This is a genomic window from Hyphomonas neptunium ATCC 15444, from assembly GCF_000013025.1.
In the GTDB taxonomy this organism is placed as follows: domain Bacteria; phylum Pseudomonadota; class Alphaproteobacteria; order Caulobacterales; family Hyphomonadaceae; genus Hyphomonas; species Hyphomonas neptunia.
Window position 1 is genome coordinate 410,558 of sequence record NC_008358.1, and the last position, 19,073, is coordinate 429,630.

The 19,073-nt window shown below is 63.1% G+C and carries 22 protein-coding genes; 19 read left to right on the plus strand and 3 right to left on the minus strand.

Going from position 1 to position 19,073, the window contains the following annotated elements:
• Positions 1-144: 144 nt before the first annotated feature.
• A complete protein-coding gene (locus HNE_RS02060) occupies positions 145-1,320 on the minus strand; it encodes a serine hydrolase domain-containing protein (RefSeq protein WP_011645441.1) in 1,176 nt (391 codons plus the stop codon).
• Between the two features lie 193 nt (positions 1,321-1,513).
• Here HNE_RS02060 and rpmH point away from each other — a divergent pair, with 193 nt between their 5' ends.
• From rpmH to HNE_RS02120, 12 genes are all read left to right on the plus strand, one after another.
• Positions 1,514-1,648 (plus strand): 50S ribosomal protein L34, encoded by a 135-nt coding sequence (rpmH, locus tag HNE_RS02065; protein WP_011645442.1) that lies wholly within the window; start codon positions 1,514-1,516, stop codon positions 1,646-1,648.
• Between the two features lie 37 nt (positions 1,649-1,685).
• On the plus strand, positions 1,686-2,051 hold the full coding sequence (gene rnpA / locus HNE_RS02070; protein ID WP_011645443.1) for a ribonuclease P protein component: 366 nt from the start codon (positions 1,686-1,688) through the stop codon (positions 2,049-2,051).
• A gap of 54 nt (positions 2,052-2,105) precedes the next feature.
• A complete protein-coding gene (yidC, locus tag HNE_RS02075; RefSeq protein WP_011645444.1) occupies positions 2,106-3,926 on the plus strand; it encodes a membrane protein insertase YidC in 1,821 nt (606 codons plus the stop codon).
• Between the two features lie 3 nt (positions 3,927-3,929).
• Positions 3,930-4,592, plus strand: a complete 663-nt coding sequence (yihA, locus tag HNE_RS02080; RefSeq protein ID WP_011645445.1) for a ribosome biogenesis GTP-binding protein YihA/YsxC — start codon at positions 3,930-3,932, stop codon at positions 4,590-4,592.
• Between the two features lie 36 nt (positions 4,593-4,628).
• Complete coding sequence (locus tag HNE_RS02085; RefSeq protein WP_011645446.1) at positions 4,629-5,090, plus strand: GNAT family N-acetyltransferase; 462 nt, start codon at positions 4,629-4,631, stop codon at positions 5,088-5,090.
• A 101-nt stretch (positions 5,091-5,191) separates the two neighbouring features.
• Positions 5,192-5,392 (plus strand): hypothetical protein, encoded by a 201-nt coding sequence (locus tag HNE_RS02090; RefSeq protein WP_035590804.1) that lies wholly within the window; start codon positions 5,192-5,194, stop codon positions 5,390-5,392.
• Between the two features lie 62 nt (positions 5,393-5,454).
• A complete protein-coding gene (gene argB / locus HNE_RS02095; protein ID WP_011645448.1) occupies positions 5,455-6,348 on the plus strand; it encodes an acetylglutamate kinase in 894 nt (297 codons plus the stop codon).
• Positions 6,323-7,354 (plus strand): DUF1036 domain-containing protein, encoded by a 1,032-nt coding sequence (locus HNE_RS02100; protein ID WP_011645449.1) that lies wholly within the window; start codon positions 6,323-6,325, stop codon positions 7,352-7,354. Before argB ends, HNE_RS02100 begins: the two co-directional genes overlap by 26 nt.
• Positions 7,351-8,094 (plus strand): pyrimidine 5'-nucleotidase, encoded by a 744-nt coding sequence (locus HNE_RS02105; protein WP_011645450.1) that lies wholly within the window; start codon positions 7,351-7,353, stop codon positions 8,092-8,094. The genes HNE_RS02100 and HNE_RS02105 overlap by 4 nt, the downstream gene beginning before the upstream one ends.
• Positions 8,095-8,111: 17 nt before the next feature.
• A complete protein-coding gene (dapD, locus tag HNE_RS02110) occupies positions 8,112-8,939 on the plus strand; it encodes a 2,3,4,5-tetrahydropyridine-2,6-dicarboxylate N-succinyltransferase (protein ID WP_011645451.1) in 828 nt (275 codons plus the stop codon).
• A 74-nt stretch (positions 8,940-9,013) separates the two neighbouring features.
• A complete protein-coding gene (locus tag HNE_RS02115) occupies positions 9,014-9,241 on the plus strand; it encodes a DUF4287 domain-containing protein (protein ID WP_011645452.1) in 228 nt (75 codons plus the stop codon).
• Between the two features lie 189 nt (positions 9,242-9,430).
• Positions 9,431-10,426, plus strand: a complete 996-nt coding sequence (locus HNE_RS02120) for an HWE histidine kinase domain-containing protein (RefSeq protein ID WP_198022849.1) — start codon at positions 9,431-9,433, stop codon at positions 10,424-10,426.
• Positions 10,427-10,451: 25 nt separating this feature from the next.
• On the opposite strand, the gene HNE_RS02125 is transcribed toward HNE_RS02120, so the two are convergent.
• Entirely contained in the window at positions 10,452-11,210 is a 759-nt protein-coding gene (locus tag HNE_RS02125) for an alpha/beta fold hydrolase (protein WP_011645454.1), read from the minus strand.
• Between the two features lie 86 nt (positions 11,211-11,296).
• Between HNE_RS02125 and HNE_RS02130 the strand changes: the two genes are divergently transcribed.
• Together HNE_RS02130 and HNE_RS02135 are read left to right on the plus strand one after the other, a co-directional pair.
• Positions 11,297-12,436 (plus strand): glycosyltransferase family 4 protein, encoded by a 1,140-nt coding sequence (locus HNE_RS02130; protein ID WP_233351971.1) that lies wholly within the window; start codon positions 11,297-11,299, stop codon positions 12,434-12,436.
• 4 nt (positions 12,437-12,440) lie between these two features.
• Positions 12,441-13,478, plus strand: a complete 1,038-nt coding sequence (locus tag HNE_RS02135; RefSeq protein WP_233351972.1) for a glycosyltransferase family 9 protein — start codon at positions 12,441-12,443, stop codon at positions 13,476-13,478.
• A gap of 29 nt (positions 13,479-13,507) precedes the next feature.
• Here HNE_RS02135 and HNE_RS02140 read toward each other — a convergent pair whose 3' ends face one another.
• Positions 13,508-16,024 carry a zinc-dependent metalloprotease gene (locus tag HNE_RS02140; RefSeq protein ID WP_011645457.1) on the minus strand — a complete coding sequence of 839 codons (2,517 nt, stop codon included), beginning with the start codon at positions 16,022-16,024 and terminating at the stop codon, positions 13,508-13,510.
• 287 nt (positions 16,025-16,311) lie between these two features.
• Here HNE_RS02140 and infC point away from each other — a divergent pair, with 287 nt between their 5' ends.
• The 5 genes from infC (at position 16,312) to HNE_RS18670 (ending at position 18,978) form a co-directional block, all read left to right on the plus strand.
• Entirely contained in the window at positions 16,312-16,854 is a 543-nt protein-coding gene (gene infC / locus HNE_RS02145; RefSeq protein WP_011645458.1) for a translation initiation factor IF-3, read from the plus strand.
• Between the two features lie 161 nt (positions 16,855-17,015).
• Positions 17,016-18,017 carry a sensor histidine kinase gene (locus tag HNE_RS02150; protein ID WP_011645459.1) on the plus strand — a complete coding sequence of 334 codons (1,002 nt, stop codon included), beginning with the start codon at positions 17,016-17,018 and terminating at the stop codon, positions 18,015-18,017.
• A gap of 156 nt (positions 18,018-18,173) precedes the next feature.
• A complete protein-coding gene (gene rpmI / locus HNE_RS02155; protein ID WP_011645460.1) occupies positions 18,174-18,374 on the plus strand; it encodes a 50S ribosomal protein L35 in 201 nt (66 codons plus the stop codon).
• A 58-nt stretch (positions 18,375-18,432) separates the two neighbouring features.
• Entirely contained in the window at positions 18,433-18,795 is a 363-nt protein-coding gene (rplT, locus tag HNE_RS02160) for a 50S ribosomal protein L20 (RefSeq protein ID WP_011645461.1), read from the plus strand.
• 21 nt (positions 18,796-18,816) lie between these two features.
• Complete coding sequence (locus HNE_RS18670; protein ID WP_011645462.1) at positions 18,817-18,978, plus strand: hypothetical protein; 162 nt, start codon at positions 18,817-18,819, stop codon at positions 18,976-18,978.
• Positions 18,979-19,073 lie beyond the last annotated feature (95 nt).

The window sequence follows — 19,073 nt, forward strand, 5'->3', positions numbered from 1 at the left end:
AGGCCCCGGCGGCAGTCCTGAATTTGGGTAATTTCATCGGCGTGCGGGCTGTGAGCGGTTTCAACATGAGCGGTCACATAGCCTGATTGCCGCTGAAAACCGCCTCACAGACCGGCGATCTCAGGTCAAAGCCGCGTGATCAGCCTAGTTGGCCGCCCCGGCGCTGCCGCCATCGATCTTCATCCAGTCATGCGGGGGCAGACCATAGGCCATGTCCATCACTTCCAGTTCGATGCCGACCGGCCGGCGGGCGCTGGAATTCCAGAGCGCAACAACGCCGGTATCGAGTTCGGGGTCAAACAGCATCAGCGACCGGTAGCCCTCCACGGCGCCCCGATGGCCAACGACCCGGTTGCCGGTGATGTCATACTTGTAGACCCGCCAGCCAAGGGCGTAGCGGGAATCCTGCATCCGGCTTTCGAACTGGTTTCGCAGGCGAGACTGTTCGCGCGGGGTATAGACCCTCGGCGTGTGCAGGACGGTCAGGGTGTCGGGCGTCAGAATATCCGGCGCCAGGCCCATCTGGGCGCGGGCAAACTGGGCAAGGTCGAGGATCGAGCCGTTGACCCCGCCGGCCGCCGGGACCCGGTAGTAGGGCTCCTTGACAGTCTGCTGGATGGGCAGGGCGGTGCCGCGCCGGGCTGTATAGGGCTTGGCCCACGAAGCCGAACTCATCAGCGCGGCCCGGCCGGTGCTGGCGGTGCTCATTCTCAAAGGTCGGAACAGGATGATCTCGGCCGCTGCGGCATAGGTGAGGCCCGTGGTCTGCTCGACGATTTCGCTCAGCGCATCAAAGGCGACATTCTGATAGGAGTGGCATTCGCGGATCGGGCAGACGACCTTGAGGGTGCCGAGGCGGCGGCGGATCTCGGCAGGGTCGGCGCCGTCTTCCAGCATGGTATCATAGGCATTGGACACCACGCCCACCTTGTGGGCCATCAGGTCTTCCAGAGTGGCCGTCTGTTCGCCGCCGCCCGGCAGGCGCAGGCTGGTCTTGAAGCTGGAGAGCGTGTCGGAAAGGGAAAACCGCCCCTCCATCGCCAGTTTGGTAACAAGGCTGGTCGCCACGCCCTTCGACAGGGAGGCCCAGCGGAAGACCGTATCGCGCGTCACCGGGCCTTCGCCCTCTGCGGTGACGCCATAGCCCCGCGCGAAGGTGATCTCGCCCCCTTCGATCACGGCAACGGCAAGGCCGACCATGTCGTCTTCCCGCGAAAGCTGGGTTAACCGCTGGTCCAGACGCTCATAGTCGATGCCCTGGGCAATGGCGGGGGCTGTCAGGGAGAAAAAGCCCAGCAAAAGCGCGAAAATCCGGGTCATTCAGCTCTCCACCTTGCCATTGATGCTTATCGGATAAGGCAGTGTGTGGCATGAAAGTGTAAAGGTGATTGCGGCAGTTGCGCTGTAATCGGCATGCGAGGGTGTGCCGAATTGCGCAGGCCCCGCTTGACCTGTCCGCGCCCGGCCTGTATTGGCCGCGGTTTCCAGAATTCAAAGCCGTCAGGGCCGTCCGATGAAACGCACATTCCAGCCGAGCAACCTCCGCCGCGCGCGCACCCATGGCTTCCGCGAGCGTATGTCCACGAAGAACGGCCGCAAGGTCCTGGCGCGCCGCCGCGCGAAGGGCCGCAAGACCCTGACGGCCTGACGAGCTCTCCCAACGCCGGATTCCCGGCGCTGAGGTAATGCCGCCCGATCTCACCCCCATGCCAGAAGTGCGCCGGCTCCGCCGCCGCCGCGAATTCACCTATGTTCGCGATGGCGTCACCGAGCGGCGCAAGACACTGGTTGTTCAGGCCCGCGCCCGCCCTGGCGAGGCGCCCGGCGAACATGTCGGGGAAGGTTACACCGCGACCAAGAAGGTTGGGGGCGCTGTCGAGCGCAACCGCGCCAAACGCCGCCTGCGTGAGGCTTCCCGCCGCCTGCTTGCCCAATATGGCCTGCCGGGATGGGATTATGTCTTCATCGCGCGCGAAGCGACACTTGATACCGGCTGGGCACGTTTGCTTGACGATATGGAAAGCGCGCTGATAAGCCTCGCGCGCACTTGACCCTAGCCCCGCGCCTGCCGGACCGGCACGCTCTCAGCCCCGCGGACACCCGACATGGAACCACAAGAACAACGCAACTTCCTGATCGCCATGGCAGCGATGATCGCGTTCGTTTTCCTGTACCAGTATTTCGTGATGGAGCCCGCCCAGAAGCGCTATGAGGCTGAACAGGCTGTGGCGGTTGCGGCGGAGCAGGCGGCTGTCACTGATACCGGTGTCGCCGAAATTCTGGGGCCGAAGTCACTTGAGGATGCCCTGGCCGAAGATGGCCGGGTGAAGTTTGACGCCAATGCCGTAGACGGCACGATCCGTCTGGCTGGCGCGCGCATTGATGATCTCAGCCTCAAACAATTTTACACCACGGTCGAGCGCGAAGCGGAAATCCGCCTGCTGCGCCCCGAGGCGACCGAAGGGGCCTATTTCGGCACCTATTACTGGGCGGACGGGAACGCGCTGGTTGCCGGGCGCAATTCGGTCTGGACGCAGGTAGGCGGCGACACGCTGACGACGGCCACGCCGGTCACCCTGCGCCTTGAAACCGAAGGCATGACCATCGACCGCGAAATCTCGATCGATGCCAACTACATGTTCTCCTTCCGCGACACGCTGACCAATACGTCCGGCGCCGCGCGCACGGTCCGCGCCATCGGCTCGTTCGAGCGTCATGGCGACTGGAAGCGCTTCCTCGAAATCACAGATCCCGCCTCCGCCACCAGCGGCGGCCCGGCCCATCTCGGCCTCATGGGCGTGGCTGATGGCGAGCTGCGCCTGCAGAAATACAAACCGCTGATGCAATCGAAGAAGATCAGCGGCGAATCGGGTGAGGGCACCTTTTTCTCGGACGAAGGCGGCTGGTGGGGGCTGACCGACATGTACTGGATGGGCGCTCTGGTGCCTGAACAGGCCCGCCCTTTCACGGCCAGCGTCAACCGCGCCAGCCTCGCGCGCGGCGGTCCGCTGGAAGTGCGCACCGAAGGCGCGGCCATCGAAGTGGCGCCCGGCGCCAGCGTAACCGTGGAGAACGGCCTGTTTGCCGGCGCCAAGCAGTTTGAAGTGCTTCAGGGCTATGAGAAATCCGGCTTGCCGCGCTTTGTCGACGCCATCGACTGGGGCTGGGCCTACTTCCTGACCAAGCCATTCTTCTACGTGCTGCATTGGCTCAACGGCTATCTCGGCTCGTTCGGCTGGTCGATCCTGGCATTCACGGTTCTGGTGAAACTCCCCCTCGTGCCGCTCTACAATGCGAGCTTCAAATCGATGGCCAAGCTGAAGAAGCTGCAGGAGCCGATGAAGCAGCTCAATGAGCGCTTTGCCGCTGACCCTCAGCGCAAGCAGCAGGAGCTGATGAAGCTCTACAAGGAGGAGGGGGCCAACCCCATCGGCGGCTGCCTGCCGATCCTCTTCACCATCCCGATCTTCTACGCGCTCTACAAGACGCTCTACGTCTCGCTGGAAATGCGCCATGCGCCGTTCGCTTACCTGAAGGACCTGTCCGCGCCCGATCCGACCGCCATCGGCAACCTCTTCGGCCTGATCCCGTTCTGGTCCGGCGCTGACGTGAAAAGCATCCCGATCATCGGCATCATCATCGGCATCGGCATCCTGCCGATCCTCTATGGCGCGACCATGGCGGCGCTTCAGTCGCTCTCCCCGCCGCCGCCTGACAAGATGCAGGCGCGCATCATCATGGCCATGCCGATCGTCTTCATGTTCGTCTTCGGCGGCTTTGCGGCGGGCCTCGTGATGTACTGGGTCTGGTCGAACGTGCTGACCTTCATCCAGCAATACATCATTATGCGCATGAACGGCGTGGAGACCGAGCTTGGCAAATTCGTTGCCACGCGGCTCGGGCTCAAGAAGGCGCAGGCGGAATAGATCTTGGACGCAGCAGCAGCCCCGGAATTTACCGAAGAAGCCCTGGAGGCTGGCCGGCTGCTGTTTGCGGGCAAGGCAGAGTTTGTGATGGGCGTTGTGAGCCTTTCGGGCCTGCCGCCGGCTGACCGGTCTGAAGTCTGCTTTGCCGGCCGCTCGAATGTCGGCAAGTCGAGCCTGATCAATGCGCTGACCGGCCGGGCAAAGCTCGCCCGGTCATCCGCCGAGCCGGGCCGGACGCGTGAGCTGAACTATTTCGACATTGGCGATGAGGGGAAGCTCTACCTCGTGGACCTTCCCGGCTTTGGCTATGCCAAGGTTTCCAAGACCCAGACAGCGGCCTGGACCAAGCTGATCAAATCCTATCTGCGCGGCCGGCCCAGCCTGCGCCGGGTGTTCCTGCTGGTCGACGCGCGCCGCGGCGATCTGATGGATACGGATGAAGAGGTCATGGACCTGATGGACGGCGCAGCCGTCACCTATCAGGTCGTCCTCACCAAGGTCGACAAGGTGCCCAAGGGCGAAGTCGAGAAGATTGTCGTCAAGATTGCCGACAAGCTGAAGAAACGCGGCGCAGCCCATCCGGTCGTGCGCATGACGTCGGCAGAGAAGGGGTTTGGTATTCCAGAACTCCGGGCAGAGATTGCAGCCCTCGCCATGCTCGGCTAGCGGTTTTGCCGGATTCCCTCCGGCAAGGCGCTTTGCATGACCATCGACATCCGCCCAGACGACCTCACCAGCCCCGAAATGGCAGAGCTGATCGCCGTTCACGCCCAGACCATGCTGGCGTCATCCCCGCCCGAGAGCTGCCACTTCCTGCCTATTGATGGCCTGCGCCAGCCCTCGGTCAGTGTCTGGTCGATGTGGGAGGACGGCGCGCTGATCGGCTGCGGCGCCCTGAAAGAGCTGGGCAATGGCGGGGGCGAGATCAAATCCATGCACACCCGCGCCCATCTTCGCGGCAGGGGCCTTGGCCGGTTGATGCTGGATCATATCCTGAGTGTGGCAAAGGCGCGCGGCTATACAGACCTCTGGCTTGAAACCGGATCGATGGACGCCTTCATTCCAGCCCGCCGCCTCTACGAATCCTACGGTTTCTCCTATAGCGGCCCGTTCGGGGAGTATGCTGAAGATCCAAACAGCGTCTTCATGCATTTGCATTTCTGACAGGCATCCTTCGCTTTTGCGTAGGGCCTGCTTCAACCTCGCTTGACGATTGATTCCGGATGAGTCTTAAGGGGCGGGTCCACGCGCAAAGGGGAGATTGCATGCTGGTTGTTCCGCTCGTGCTGATAGCTGTTTCGGTCGGGGTCCTGTTCTATCGGCGGACACAGATCGCCGGGCGTGAGCTTGAATTGCGCCGTATCCAGAGCGACCTGGCCGCGCTGGCGCGCCTCCGCCAGAATGGCACCGAGGGCGACCTGGTGGCGGTTCCGGCCAAAATCACGCCGCGGCGCGCCCGGCGCTGAACGGGATCGGCACGTAGATTAGCCGTTTCGTCTCGCCCAAAACCGGGTTAAGAGCCCGGCCCATGACGACCCAATCCGACGCCCAGTTCACCGCCCGCACCCTCTCAGAGGCTCTGCCCTATATCCAGCGCTATGCCGGCCAGACCATCGTTGTGAAATACGGTGGCCATGCCATGGGGGACGCCAGCCTCGCGCTGAGTTTTGCCCGCGATGTGGTGCTGCTGAAGGCCCTCGGCCTCAACCCGGTGATCGTGCATGGCGGCGGCCCGCAGATCGGCAAGCTGCTCGACAAGCTCGGCATCGTTTCCGAATTCAAGGATGGCCTGCGGGTGACCGATGAAGCGACGATGGAAGTCGTCGAGATGGTCCTCTCCGGCCCGATCAACAAATCCATCGTCCGCGCCATCAACCAGGCCGGTGGCAAGGCAGTCGGCCTGTCGGGCGCTGACGGCAATCTTCTGCGGGCGGAGAAAGCCACGCGCACGACGCGCGACCCCGACAGCCATATCGAACAGATCGTCGATCTCGGCTTTGTCGGCGAGCCCAGCGAAGTCGACATCAGCGTGCTCAATGCCCTGTTGCAGGCCGATGCCGCGCTGATCCCCGTTGTGGCGCCCGTCGGCGTCGGCGCCGATGGCGCGCGCTACAATGTGAACGCAGATACGGCCGCCGGCGCGCTGGCCGCCGCGCTGAAAGCCAGCCGCCTGATCCTGATGACGGACGTGGCCGGCGTGCTCGACAAGCAGAAACAGCTGATCCGCGAGATCCCCGCGTCGCAGGTCGAACTGCTGATCAAGGACGGCACAGCTGTCGGCGGTATGATACCGAAGCTTGAAACGGCGGCACAATCTGTAAATCATGGTGTTGGGGCGGCGGTTATTCTGGATGGGCGTGCGCCGCATGCCCTGCTCATGGAGCTGTTCACCGAACATGGCGCTGGAACGCTGGTTTCTTAGAATTGTAGTTTTGGCCATCGCCTCGCTGGCCGTCCTTCTGCTGCCCGCAGAGGCGCAGGAAGGCGAAGGCTGGAAGCTGTGCAATCGCACGAGCTTCGTGATCGAAGCGGCGGTCGGCCATCAGCAGGGCGCCGGCATCACGGTCGAAGGCTGGACGAAGCTTCACCCCGGCGCCTGCCGCATCGCGCTGCCAGGCCCGCTGAAAGCCGGTGTGCATTATCTTTATGGCCGCACCTCCACCGCTCACCTTGGCGGCGGGCGCGAATGGGGCGGGCGTCAGGAACTGTGCGTGGACCCGACCGGCGGCTTCTCGCTGGAAAGCCCACCAGACTGCGCCGCGATGGGGCTTGAGGCTCAGGGCTTCCGGCCCGTGGACATCACCAAGGATGGCAGCTGGACGAACCTCTTCACCGAGGTCGAGAACTATTCTGAAGACTCCGCCCGCAATGCCGGTCTTCAGCGCCTGCTGGACGAGGCCGGGGTGGTCTCGGGCAGTGTCGATGGCTATATCGGCCAGCGCACCCGCGCCGCGATTGCCGACTTTCTGAAGCTGCGCGGCCTGCCGGCCAATCTCTCTGATGCGGATCTGATCGACTATCTGGAACAGGCCGCCGAGGAACGGGGCCGCAATGTCGGCTTCACGCTCTGCAATCGCACCAAAAACCGCATCTGGAGCGCCATTTCCCGGCGCAGCCCGGAGGGCTGGGAAAGCCGGGGCTGGTGGCGCATCGAGGCGGGCGGCTGCGCCCGTGTGATCGACCGCCCGCTGCGCGGCTCGGAACATTTCGTCTATGCCGAGATGGAAGACGGCGCCCAGCTGCGCACACTCGCCAATGCCGATGAGGCCTTCTGCGTCGGGCGTTCGAAATTCGCCATTTCGGGCCGCGAAGACTGTGAGGATTCGGCCTACCGCACGGCCCTCTTCACCCGCACGCCTGCGCCGGTGGAGCGCAAGCTCGTCTACGAATTCTTCGCGCGCGACTTTACCGAAGTGGCCGGTCAATGACGGGGAAGGGCGGGGAAGGCGGCGCAGGCTTCGGCCATGTGCAGGACTGGGTGTTCGATCTCGACAACACGCTCTATCCGGCTGAGTGCGATCTCTTTGCCGAGATTGACACGCGGATGACCGATTTCGTCTCCCGCTATCTGCAGATGGAGCGCGGCGAGGCCCGCAAGCTGCAGAAATCCTACTACGCCCAATATGGCACCACGCTCTCAGGCATGATGCAGGTTCACAATCTCGATCCGGCAGACTTCCTCCACTATGTGCACGAGATCGATCTCTCCCCGCTGCCCGACCTGCCGGACCTGCGCACGGCCATCGCCGCGCTGCCCGGCCGCAAGTTCATCTACACCAATGGCTCGCGCCGCCATGCCGAGCGGGTGACCGAGAAGATGGGCCTTGCCCACCTTTTCCATGACAGCTTCGGCATTGTGGAGGCCGCCTACCGGCCCAAGCCGCATCTCGACGCCTACGAAACCTTCTGCCAGCTGCATCAGGTGAAACCGGAAGGCGCGATCTTCTTCGAGGATCTTGCCCGCAACCTGAAGCCCGCCAAATCCCTCGGCTTCACCACCGTGTTGGTCCACTCCGACAAAGACTGGAGCCACGAGCCCATTGAGGCCCGTCCCGCCGGGGCAGGGGACGCTTTCGGGGATGACGGCACCGGACACATCGATTATGTCACCGGCGACCTCGCCAGTTTCCTGAGCACGGCGGTGTCGAGCCTGACCGTAAAAGAATAAGACCGAAGAGAGATGCCATGACCGACGCCCTTGCCCGTGTAATCGATGCTGCCTGGGAGGGCCGTGACCTCCTCTCCACCTCGACCACCGGTGAAGTGCGCGACGCGGTCGACGCCGCCATCAGCCTGCTCGACAGCGGCGAAGCCCGCGTGGCCAGCAAGGAGGCCGATGGCAGCTGGACCGTGCATCAATGGCTGAAGAAAGCCGTGCTGCTCTCCTTCCGCCTCAATGCCAATGGCGTAATGGGCGGCTCGCCCGCCGGTGGCAACTGGTGGGACAAGGTGCCCTCCAAGTTTGAAGGCTGGGGCGAAAAGGAATTCCAGGAAGCCGGCTTCCGCGCCGTCCCGCCGGCAGCTGTGCGCCGCGGCGCCTTCGTGGCAAAGAATGCGGTCCTGATGCCGTCTTACGTGAATATCGGCGCCTATGTCGGCGAAGGCACGATGATCGACACCTGGGCCTCGGTCGGCTCTTGCGCGCAGGTCGGCGCCAACTGCCACATCTCAGCGGGCACCGGCATCGGCGGCGTGCTGGAACCGCTGCAGGCCAACCCCACGATCATCGAGGACAACTGCTTCATCGGTGCGCGCTCCGAAGTGGTTGAAGGTGTCGTCGTCGGCGAAGGCTCTGTCCTCGCCATGGGCGTGTTCATCACGCAGAGCACCAAGATCGTCTACCGCAGCACCGGCGAGATCATCTATGGCAAGGTCCCGCCATACTCCGTCGTCGTGCCCGGCACGCTGCCCGATCCCAAAGGCGGTCCCTCGCTCGCCTGCGCCGTGATCGTGAAAACGGTCGACGCGCAGACCCGCTCGAAAACCGGCGTCAACGAACTGCTCCGCGACTAGAGCGCCGCCTCCTCAGACATGATACAGCCCCGGCGTGCGCCGCCGGTGCATGTATTTTCCAGATGGAGGCTTTGATGGCCGACGAAATCAACGGCACTGAGCCCATTAAAGGGCCTGCCTCCTATTTTCCCGTGATCGAAAAGACGTATGGCAAGCCAATGAACCACTGGTTCACGCTGGTGGCTGCCCGCAAGGGCGCCAAACATGCCGACATCGTCAACTGGCTGAAGAAAGACCATGGCCTTGCCCATGGCCATGCCAACGCGATTGCCGCCCATACACGGGCCAACGCGCAAGGCTGATCCGACGCCGAAAGGGCGGGGGGAGGCAGCGCCGCCACCCCGCCAAAGTGGCTGAATTCAAAGGACTGTCTCGCGTGAGTTGCGTGAGGTCAACGGTTACACTACTCAATTGAGCCTTGGTTCTGGCAAGACGGTATCGTGCGTTCGCATTTGCAGTTGCTTCCAGCTTTTGTTGCATTGGACGGGCGCTTGTCGCGCCCCGTCATCGCCGCAACATATCTGGTCAGCGTGCTTGTCTTCGTCGTCGCGCTGATTTTGCGGATCTGGCTTGATCCGTATCTGCCGCAGGGCTTTCCCTTCCTGACATTCTTTCCCGCGGTACTGATCAGCGGCTTTGCCTTTGGCGTCCGCCAGGGCGCGATGGTGGCCGTCCTGTCAGCCTTTGCCTCCTGGTATTATTTCATACCGCCCGTCGGGGTCGACTTCTCGATGGGAACCCTGCTCGCAATGGGTCTCTACCTCTTCGTGGTCATCACCGAATTGACGCTCATCTCGCTGATGATGCGTGCTTACCGGGCCGAATCGGCGGCCCGAAACGAGACCGAACGCCTTGCCAGCCTGCAGGAAACAATGGCGCAGGAGCTGGACCATCGGCTGAAAAACATCTTCGCCACCATGAACGCGATCATCTCCCTGTCGCTGCGCGGCGTGTCCAGCCCCGAAGAACTGGCCTCCCGTCTCAAGGAGCGGGTCAGCGCGCTGGGCCGCTCAAACCTCCTGTTACGCGGGTTCCGGGACGGGGAAGAAGTTGCGCTCGACACGGTCATCGCCCAGGCACTTGAGCCCTTCTCGATTGTGGGCACGGCGCGCTTCAGCGGCGTTGGCCCACGCGTGCCGCTCGGTGGGCAGACGCTGGTGGTGCTGGGCCTCATTCTGCATGAGCTGGGCACCAACGCGGCCAAGTATGGCGCGCTCAGCGTGCCCACAGGCCGGATCACGCTAAGCTGGCACATGACGCCCGGCCTGGCGGATGAGGGCGAACAGCTCCGGATCGAATGGCGCGAAACCGGCGGCCCTGTGCCCGCGCCGCCCCCAACAGCCTCCAGAGGTTTTGGATCAACCCTCATGAGCCGGGTGATTACCAGCGTGGGCGGGCAAACGGAAATCGACTATCCGCCGGAAGGCGCCATTGTCCGCATGACCTTGCCCGCAGACATGCTCAACCAGATCACCCCCGCAGACTGAGTCTGCCAAGGCACGCCGCGCGATCTTACATGCCTGAGCGGCCCACCACTTCAGCACATGCCGCAATGAGCCGTGCCATATCCTGATCCCGCGACAGGCGATGGTCCCCGTCTTTGATCAGGGTAAGGACGGTATCGGATGAGGTCAGCCGCTCATTCAGTTCAAGTGCATGGGGCCAGGGCACGTCCGGGTCTTCCATGCCCTGAAGGATGCGGACCGGGCCGTCAAACTCTATCGGGCTGTCCAGGAGTTGCCAGTTGCGGCCATCCTCGATCAGCGCCTTGGTGACCGGATCAGGCGTGCCATAGTCTGACGGGCGCAGCGTTACGCCCTTTGTCATTACCTCGTCTTGCTGGTCGAGGCTGAGACCGGCCCACATCAACTTTTCGGTGAAGTCCGGCGCCGGCGCAATCAGCACCAGCCCCTTCACGCGCTGTGGCCGGGCCAGTGCCGCCAGCAGCGCAATCCACCCGCCCATGCTTGATCCCACAAGAATGACCGGGCCCTCGGAAAGGGTGTCAATTGCGGCCAGAGCGTCCTCTCGCCAGGTAGAAATCGTTCCGTCCTCGAAACGGCCATCTGATTCGCCATGCCCGGAATAATCAAACAAAACAGCGCCGTTCCCGGTCTCCCAGGCCCAGGATTTGACCGCCTGCGCCTTGCCCCCGCTCATGTCTGATCTGTAGCCGGATAACCAGATCAGGGTGGGGCCGCCATTTACAGGCGGTGTTTTGCGGAAAGCGAGCCGGCGGCCCTCGGGTGAGGTGAAATATTCCGTTGTCATATAGGTTGCCTTCCGTCATCTCTCTCGCCTGTCAAGCGAGTAGTCGAGGCCGCGTTTTGGGCGAACTTCCGGATATGAAAAACAGGGTGATCCTTCAAGTCGCGCCGGAGCTTTCCGCTGGCGGGGTTGAGCGCACCGTGCTGGAAGTGACCGAGGCAATTGTTGCTGCGGGCGGGCGGGCGCTGCTTGCGAGCCGAGGTGGAAGGCTGGAGGGCGAATTTGAACGCCTGGGCGGCGAACTCTTCCGTATGGACGCAAAAAGCCGCAACCCGCTGACCATCCGCCTGAATGAAGGCAAGCTGCGCCAGATCATCCGTGAAGAGAAGGTTGATCTCGTTCATGCCCGCTCCCGCGCGCCGGCCTGGAGCGCCTATGCCGCTTCCAGGGCAGAAGGCGTGCCTTTTGTCACCACCTATCACGGCGCCTATTCGGGCACGTCGGGCCTCAAGCGGGCTTATAATTCAGTGATGGCCAAGGGCGATCTCGTGATTGCCAATTCCAGCTGGATTGCCGGGCATATCCGCCAGGTGCACGAGACCCCGGCCGAGAAGATCATCACCATTCCGCGCGGCGTGGATCTGGAGGTGTTTGATCCCAAGGCGGTCCCGAAATCCCGCATCGATGTCGTTCGCGACAGCTGGAGCCTTCTGGGAGACAAGCGCCTGACACTGTTTCTGCCCGGCCGCCTCACGCAGTGGAAAGGGCAGGGCCTCGCCATAGACGCCTTCGCCTCGCTCGCGCCCGACGAGCGCGCCGGCATGGTGCTGGTCCTGGCGGGTGATCCGCAGGGGCGCGATCATTATGTCGAGGAACTTCAGAACAAGATCATCGCGCTCGATCTGGAAAATGCCGTCCGCATCGTCCCCCATATCTCTGACATGGCAGCGGCCTATCTGGCGGCAGACATCGTACTTGCCCCCTCGATCCGTCCCGAAGCGTTCGGCCGGGTGGCGGCTGAGGCGGCGGCGATGGAGCGCCCGGTGATCGTGTCCGACCATGGCGGCGGGCGCGAAACCGTCATCGAATACGAGACCGGCGCGCGGGTGACGCCGGGTGACGCCAAGGCTCTTTCTGGCGCCTTGCGGGCCATGATCGGGCTCGGTCCCACAGTGCGCGCGTCGATGGGCGCGGCGGGCCGGGCGCATGTCATCCGCCATTTCTCCAAGAGGGGGCTTCAGACGGCGACACTCACCGTCTATAAGCGCCTGTTGGAGAAGGGGAATTGATCACTTGTCGAGCGCGCGTGGAAACGCCGCCAGCCCGGTAAATCCGGGCGCCATGGCGAAAGAGGTGCTGGTTATCAAGCTCAGCGCGCTGGGGGATTTTGTCCTCGCGCTGGGGGCGATGCGCGCTGTGCGTGAGTTCCACCCCTCCGCCCGCATCACCCTTTTGACCACGCCGCCCTATGAGGAATTTGCCAAAACCTGCCCGTATTTCGACGTGGTGGAGACTGATGGCCGCCCGGAAGGGCTGAAAGCCACCAACGCGCTGCTCTCCCGTCTTCGGAAGGCCAGGTACGACATCATCTATGATTTCCAGACCAGCGGGCGCACCCGGAACTACTATTCAGTGCTCTCGCGCAGCGGTAAGGCGCCGCTCTGGTCGGGCCACCATGAGAAGGCGGCCTACTTCCACGACAATCCCGCCCGCGCCACCATGCACTCGATTGACCGGCTGGCAGAGCAGCTCGAAGTCGCGGGCCTCGCGCCGCAGGGGCGCTGGCTTGGCAAGGGCGGGCCATTTCCCGATCTCGGCTGGGTCCGTCCAAAGCTCGGCGACCCGCCGCGCCTCAGCCCGGCCTATTTCGGCATCCAGAAGCCCTACATGCTGCTGATCCCCGGCGCTTCGGAGCACCGCGAAGCCAAACGCTGGCCCATCGAGAATTATGCCGAGCTGGCCAAACGCATCGCCGATCTCGGCATCACGCCGGTGGTCATCGGCGGCAAGGCCGAAAGCGCCATCGCGCAGGAACTGATGAAGCGCGAGCCGCGCGTCAAAAGCCTCGTTACCCGGACAGACCTCTTCCAGATCGTGACGCTGGCGGAAACCGCCGTCTTCGTCGTCGGCAACGATACCGGGCCGATGCACATGGCCACGATAGCCGGCGCGCCCGGCATCGCCCTCTTCGCCCTCACCGAGAGCAACCCCGACCACTCCGCCCCCCGCGGCCCCAAAACCGTCATCGTCAACTCCGCCCCGACCCTCAAAGAGCTGTCAGTCGACGATGTCTGGCAATCCGTCCGCGCGCTGGGCATTGCGCCTGGCTGAGCGGCCTTATCCACGGGATAAGCCTGCGCCTACTCCGCCGGGCAGTGCCAGCAGTCTTCCATCTGCCCCATCGCGCCGGTCATGCTTCCGATGGGCGCGCCGGCGGGGGCAGGGGGCGCGGGGCGCAGGATAGAGGCGGGCAGGTCGTCGCCCGCCAGATGTTTGCCGATCATGTCCGCCAGGGCGCGCGAAGTGTCCTGATATGTCCCGATTTGTCCTGATTTTGTCTTCGCAAGGCGCGTTTGTAGCCCGGAAAGGTAGCCATCTGTCACGGCTTTGACGGAGGCTGACGCGGTCTCGTTGCGGGACAGGGAAATCAGCTCAGCCACAAACTGCGTCTGGACAATCTGGCCGAGCGCGGCCAGCCGCGGGCTTTTTTCTTCAACAAAAACAGCCGCTTCCAGTGTACCGATCACATCCTTCAGTGTCAGGGCCTCCGGGCTGCGCTGCGCATACGCCACCAGCCGGTTCGCGCGCGCCGGATCGAGCACCGCCGAAAGCGTCAAACCTGCAGCAATCTCTGCAGAAGCGGCCAGATCGAACACCGGCCCCGTCCGGTTGGGAAACAGCTCTTCGATCGTGCCGCCGCCCGCATAGCCGACATCGCCCGGCGTCAGGTAGTTCAGCGCCGCGTCGGAAAGGTCAAGCGCAGCAGGTTTCAGTGTCTTTACAAGGGCTTGCAGCGCCCGGCGCTGCTCAGTCGGAGCCACCGGAACGGCCGGCGCCTCGCCTTCTCCCCTCACCTGATACCGGAAGTTCAGTCCCCCGAGGCTCTTGGCGGCCGCCTCCACCTGATAGCGATGGTAAAGATAGATCGGCACGATCACAGCGTTCAGCTCAGACATTGGCCGCCCCTGCGCCAGCGCGCCGGGGCCAAAATTCGCCAGCGCTATCCGGCGGACTTCCATCACCTCATCAAGCGTCGCAATCGGGTCTGCGCCATTGTCCCAGACCGCGCCGAAGGGGTGTCCTGTGTCCTTGCTGCGGGCATGATCGTCCGAAACAAAGCGCAGGCCCGCCCCATAGGCTTCATCCACCAGCGCGTTGAGCGCGGGCAGGTTATCCCCGCCTTCGGGGAACTGGCCGTAAAGCCATTTCACCGTAAACACGTCCCAGGCGCCCAGGCCGGTGGCATAAGCATTTCTAAAGTCGAGCCCGCCGCCAGAGGCCGGGCGCACATAGGGCGCCGGGTAATCCATCACCGAGGCCCGGTCATTCGTGCTGGCGGCAAAATTGTGTGCAAACCCAAGGGTGTGGCCCACCTCATGGGCGGACAGCTGACGAATGCGCGCCAGCGACACCTCCACCGGATCATCGGCTGCGCCTGTGCCGGTCTTCGCGGCGCCCGCAAGCCCCTCAAAGATCATCCGGTCCTGGCGCACCCGCTGCGATCCGAGGATGACATTGGCCTTCAGGATCTCGCCCGTGCGCGGGTCCATCACGCTGCCGCCATAGGACCAGCCGCGCGTCTGGCGATGCACCCAGTTGATGACGTTGTAGCGCACGTCGAGCGGGTGGGCGCCTTCGGGGAGAACCTCCACCCGGTAAGCCTCCTCAAAGCCCGCCGCTTCAAAGCCCTGCGCCCACCAGGCGGCCCCTTCGATCAGCGCGTCGCGGATTTCCTCCGGCGCGCCATTGTCCACATAGAAGACGATCGGTTCCTTTACCGGGCCGGAGGCGGCGGCGGGGTTCACCCGCTCCAGCCGCATGCGCGGCGAGAAGCGCGAGACGAGCGGTGCGCCCAGCGGCGCGGAGAAGTCATGGAAGCCCATGCCGATGCTGGCCGTGCGCTGGTCAAACAGGCGCGGCGTGTAGGCGTCATCGGGCAGGCGCACGAAGGAATGGTGCAGCACCAGCGTCACCGCGCGCGCATCGGCGGCGGTGGCATAGGTCTGGGCATTCGGCTTGGACGTCTCGAAGGTCAGGAAGGCGTCAATCTCGGCATTGTCGGGGAAGGAGAGGGCGCTGGCAGGGTCGGGCATCGAGCGGTCTGCGGCCAGGCGATACTCGCCCGCGTCCTTGCCATGCTTCAGCGCGCTGGCAATGTCGGCTGCGTCCCGCGTCAGGAAGCCTGACAGGTCGATCAGCAGCGCGCCGTCTGCGCCGGTCGCCTCGATGCCTGTGGACCAGAGGAAGGCGTTGGCAAAGCTCTGCTGTACGGAGCGTTCCTCATCGCGCCGCCCCGATGTGGCGCGGTATTTCCAGTTCTCCGCCTCGGCGACGACCTTGTCCCCGATCTTGCGGAAGCGAAGGATGTCGCCCGAAGAAGCGTTGCCCCGGTCCAGGCCAATAGGGTTGGAGCCGAGCCCGGCCGTCAGCCCGGTGGAATAGATAAAGCGGACCGAGACGCCATCTGCGTCTGGCGGGGGCAGGGCGGCGAGCACCTTGCCGCTGGCAGGATCGACATAGAGGTTCAGAAATCCGGGCCGGGCTTCCAGTGTTTCGATGCGCGCCTCAAGCGAGGGCGGCGCTTCGGCCTTATCCTGCGCCAGGGCGGGGCCGGTGAGCAGCAGGCACAAGGCGGCGAGAAGTGCAGCAGGTTTCATGGCAAAGGCCCCCGGATCGCATCAGCATCTGGCGCGATTAAAGCCATCCAGCCGCCGAGAGCAACGAAGCAGACGCAAAGTTTTGCCATGGCGGGGGTGTTGGAGGCCCGGCAGCCTCCCTATTTGGGGGCAGCGATGGCGTGCCGCGCCATCTGAAAATCATTTCTGCGGCCCGGTCAGCATCCGCTTGACCTGACGCTGCGCCCCGATTAGGGCGCCACGCTTGCCGCAAGCGGCGAATACAGGCATATTCCCGCAACTTTCTGAGCAACCAAAGGAGATCTCCCATAGCTCGCAGACCTGAAGCCGATGCGCCGCCCAAGAAACAGGCTGGCCCCCGCATCAATGAAGAAATCCGCGCCGCCAAGGTGCTGCTGATTGACGAGAATGGCGAGAAGCAGGGTGTGATGCCCCTGGCCGCCGCGCTTGACGCGGCTCGAGAAGCATCGATGGACCTTGTTGAGGTCTCTGCCGGTCAGGAAACCCCGGTCGTCAAGATTCTCGATTACGGCAAGTTGCGCTTTGAAGAGCGCAAGAAGAAGGCTGCTGCCCGTAAGAAGCAGAAGTCTTCGGAGCTGAAAGAGATCAAGATCCGCCCCAATATCGACACCCACGACTATGAAGTGAAGGCGCGGGCGATCGCGCGTTTCTTTGAAGAGGGCGACAAGGTGAAGATCACCCTGCGCTTCCGTGGCCGTGAGATGGCGCACCAGCATCTGGGCATGGAACTGCTCGAGAAGGTGAAAAAGGATTTCGAGGAGACCGCAAAGGTCGAACTCGAACCCAAGCTCGAAGGCAAGCAGATGACCATGGTGCTCGCCCCGCGCTGAGGCGGAGTGTTCCCTCGATACAGAAAAAGCCCTCGCGCTGCGGGGGCTTTTTCATTTGGCCAGACCAATCGCAGCGCTCCGCCGATGGATCGTTTGAGGCGATTCAAAAAAACAGATTCTCCGGCGCAAACGTGCGAAGCTGGGTTTGAGGAGACTGATCCATGCAAACCATCCAGTTAGATCGGTCGATCTGGAGCGAAAAACATCTGCGCTTTGCCATTGAAGGCGCCGGGGTTGCGTTGTGGGCGTGGAATGTCGATACGGACGAACTCATCCTTGATGAGTGTGCCTACGACATGTGGGGTGTCCCCCGTGATACGCCGGTTAGGTTCGAGGATCTGTCGGCCCATATCCATCCTGCCGACCGCGACCGGGTTCGGGCTGCCTTCGCTGCCAGCCGGGCCGCTATCGGGCAGTATGAAATCGATTTCCGCATTCTGATCGGCGATGAGGTCCGCTGGGTCTCTGCGCGCGGTCAGGGCGAAGATGACGGCATGGTTGAGCGGACGATGTTCGGCATCTTCCTGAACGTCACCGGCCGCAAACAGGCTGAGGAAAGCAATGAGTTGCTTGCCGGCGAGATGAGCCACCGGGTCAAAAACCTTCTGGCCATTGCGTCTGGCCTCACATCCATCACATCCAGGTCCGCCTCTTCCACCGAAGACATGGCCAAGCAGCTGACTAACCGTCTTACGGCGCTGGGGCGCGCGCATGACCTGGTGCGCCCGCTACCCGGCCACGCCAAGACCGATGCGCTGCTGGGCGACCTCCTGTCCGTATTGCTGGCGCCTTACGATGACCTTGGCGCGTTCAGCGGGCGTATCCGTGTCTCCGTTCCGCGCATGGGCGTGGGCGCCGCGTCCGCGACCACGCTTTCGCTGGTTATCCATGAGCTGGCGACTAATTCGCTCAAATATGGCGCGCTCTCCTGCGATACCGGCACACTCGACGTGTCCTCGACCAGCCATGACGATGAAGTCGTCGTAGTCTGGACCGAAAGGGGTGGCCCGCCCGTCAAGACGCCCACAGGGCAGGGCGGTTTTGGCAGCAAGCTCATCAACCGGACCATGTCGATGCAGCTGGGCGGCACCCTCAGCTGCGACTGGGCTGAGGAGGGGGTCATTGTGACCCTGAAAATGAATAAGGAGAGCCTGGAGCGCTGAAAATCAGGGGCGTTGCCTTCACGCGCCCCCTTGATTCCTTGCGCTGGCTCCGCCATAAGCCGCCACTTCCGGACTTTGGGGCGACGGCATTGCCCCCTGTTCGTGTGTCCTGGGCCGCCAGATCTGGTGTGAGCTCTACAGATTAAGGAGACAAAGATGCCGAAGATGAAGACCAAGAAGGCCGCTGCAAAGCGCTTCAAAATCACAGCAACGGGCAAGCTCAAGCACGGCGTCGCTGGCAAGCGTCACCGCCTGATGAGCCACAACGCGAAATACATCCGCCAGAACCGCGGCACGTCCGTCGGCGCCAAGGCAGATGAAGCCCGCGTGAAAAAGTATCTGCCCTACGGCCTCTGAGGCTGGGTAGTCCCCGTATAACCCGTTGATTTTGAACACTTTCTGACAGGAGGCCACCATGCCCCGTTCCCGCGCCAAAGTTCCCGCCCACGCTCGCCACAAGAAGATCATCAAGCAGGCCAAGGGCTTCCGTGGCCGCCGCAAGAATACTTTCTCCAACGCCGCGGCTGCCGTCTGGAAAGCCGGCGAGTATGCGTATGTTGGCCGCAAGGTTAAGAAGCGCTCGTTCCGTTCGCTCTGGATTCAGCGCATCAATGCTGCTGTTCGTATCCATGATGAGAACCTGAACTATTCCACCTTCATCAACGGCCTGACCAAAGCCGGCATCGAAGTTGACCGTAAAGTGATGGCCGATCTCGCTGTGCGCGAGCCGGAAGCTTTCGGCGCGCTCGTCGCCCAGGCCAAAGCAGCGCTCGCTTAATCCGAACCGGAGAGACCTCAGATGTCTAAATCACCCAGCGCCGTTCTTGATGCCGGCAAAAAGCCCCGCGTAAAGCGCCGTAACGCCAAATGGACCGGTAACCTCGCGAAACGCGCGAAGATCCGGATTTTTGGCAACACGAAGCGCGCACGCCTTGCTCGCAAGAAGGCTGCGCGCGCCTGATCCGGCGCCCCGGCCTCGCCTCGTTTTTCTGAGACGCCCGTGGGTTCCGGCCTGCGGGCGTTTTGCTGATTGCCTCGCCCTTGCCCGAGCGACTA

What these genes read in the sequence shown, in the direction of transcription:
- HNE_RS02060 (WP_011645441.1), bottom strand. Translation starts at nt 1,320, where the DNA reads ATGACCCGGATTTTCGCGCTTTTGCTGGGCTTTTTCTCCCTGACAGCC.
- rpmH (WP_011645442.1), top strand. Translation starts at nt 1,514, where the DNA reads ATGAAACGCACATTCCAGCCGAGCAACCTCCGCCGCGCGCGCACCCAT.
- rnpA (WP_011645443.1), top strand. Translation starts at nt 1,686, where the DNA reads ATGCCGCCCGATCTCACCCCCATGCCAGAAGTGCGCCGGCTCCGCCGC.
- yidC (WP_011645444.1), top strand. Translation starts at nt 2,106, where the DNA reads ATGGAACCACAAGAACAACGCAACTTCCTGATCGCCATGGCAGCGATG.
- HNE_RS02085 (WP_011645446.1), top strand. Translation starts at nt 4,629, where the DNA reads ATGACCATCGACATCCGCCCAGACGACCTCACCAGCCCCGAAATGGCA.
- HNE_RS02090 (WP_035590804.1), top strand. Translation starts at nt 5,192, where the DNA reads ATGCTGGTTGTTCCGCTCGTGCTGATAGCTGTTTCGGTCGGGGTCCTG.
- argB (WP_011645448.1), top strand. Translation starts at nt 5,455, where the DNA reads ATGACGACCCAATCCGACGCCCAGTTCACCGCCCGCACCCTCTCAGAG.
- HNE_RS02100 (WP_011645449.1), top strand. Translation starts at nt 6,323, where the DNA reads ATGGCGCTGGAACGCTGGTTTCTTAGAATTGTAGTTTTGGCCATCGCC.
- HNE_RS02105 (WP_011645450.1), top strand. Translation starts at nt 7,351, where the DNA reads ATGACGGGGAAGGGCGGGGAAGGCGGCGCAGGCTTCGGCCATGTGCAG.
- dapD (WP_011645451.1), top strand. Translation starts at nt 8,112, where the DNA reads ATGACCGACGCCCTTGCCCGTGTAATCGATGCTGCCTGGGAGGGCCGT.
- HNE_RS02115 (WP_011645452.1), top strand. Translation starts at nt 9,014, where the DNA reads ATGGCCGACGAAATCAACGGCACTGAGCCCATTAAAGGGCCTGCCTCC.
- HNE_RS02125 (WP_011645454.1), bottom strand. Translation starts at nt 11,210, where the DNA reads ATGACAACGGAATATTTCACCTCACCCGAGGGCCGCCGGCTCGCTTTC.
- HNE_RS02140 (WP_011645457.1), bottom strand. Translation starts at nt 16,024, where the DNA reads ATGAAACCTGCTGCACTTCTCGCCGCCTTGTGCCTGCTGCTCACCGGC.
- HNE_RS02150 (WP_011645459.1), top strand. Translation starts at nt 17,016, where the DNA reads ATGCAAACCATCCAGTTAGATCGGTCGATCTGGAGCGAAAAACATCTG.
- rpmI (WP_011645460.1), top strand. Translation starts at nt 18,174, where the DNA reads ATGCCGAAGATGAAGACCAAGAAGGCCGCTGCAAAGCGCTTCAAAATC.
- rplT (WP_011645461.1), top strand. Translation starts at nt 18,433, where the DNA reads ATGCCCCGTTCCCGCGCCAAAGTTCCCGCCCACGCTCGCCACAAGAAG.
- HNE_RS18670 (WP_011645462.1), top strand. Translation starts at nt 18,817, where the DNA reads ATGTCTAAATCACCCAGCGCCGTTCTTGATGCCGGCAAAAAGCCCCGC.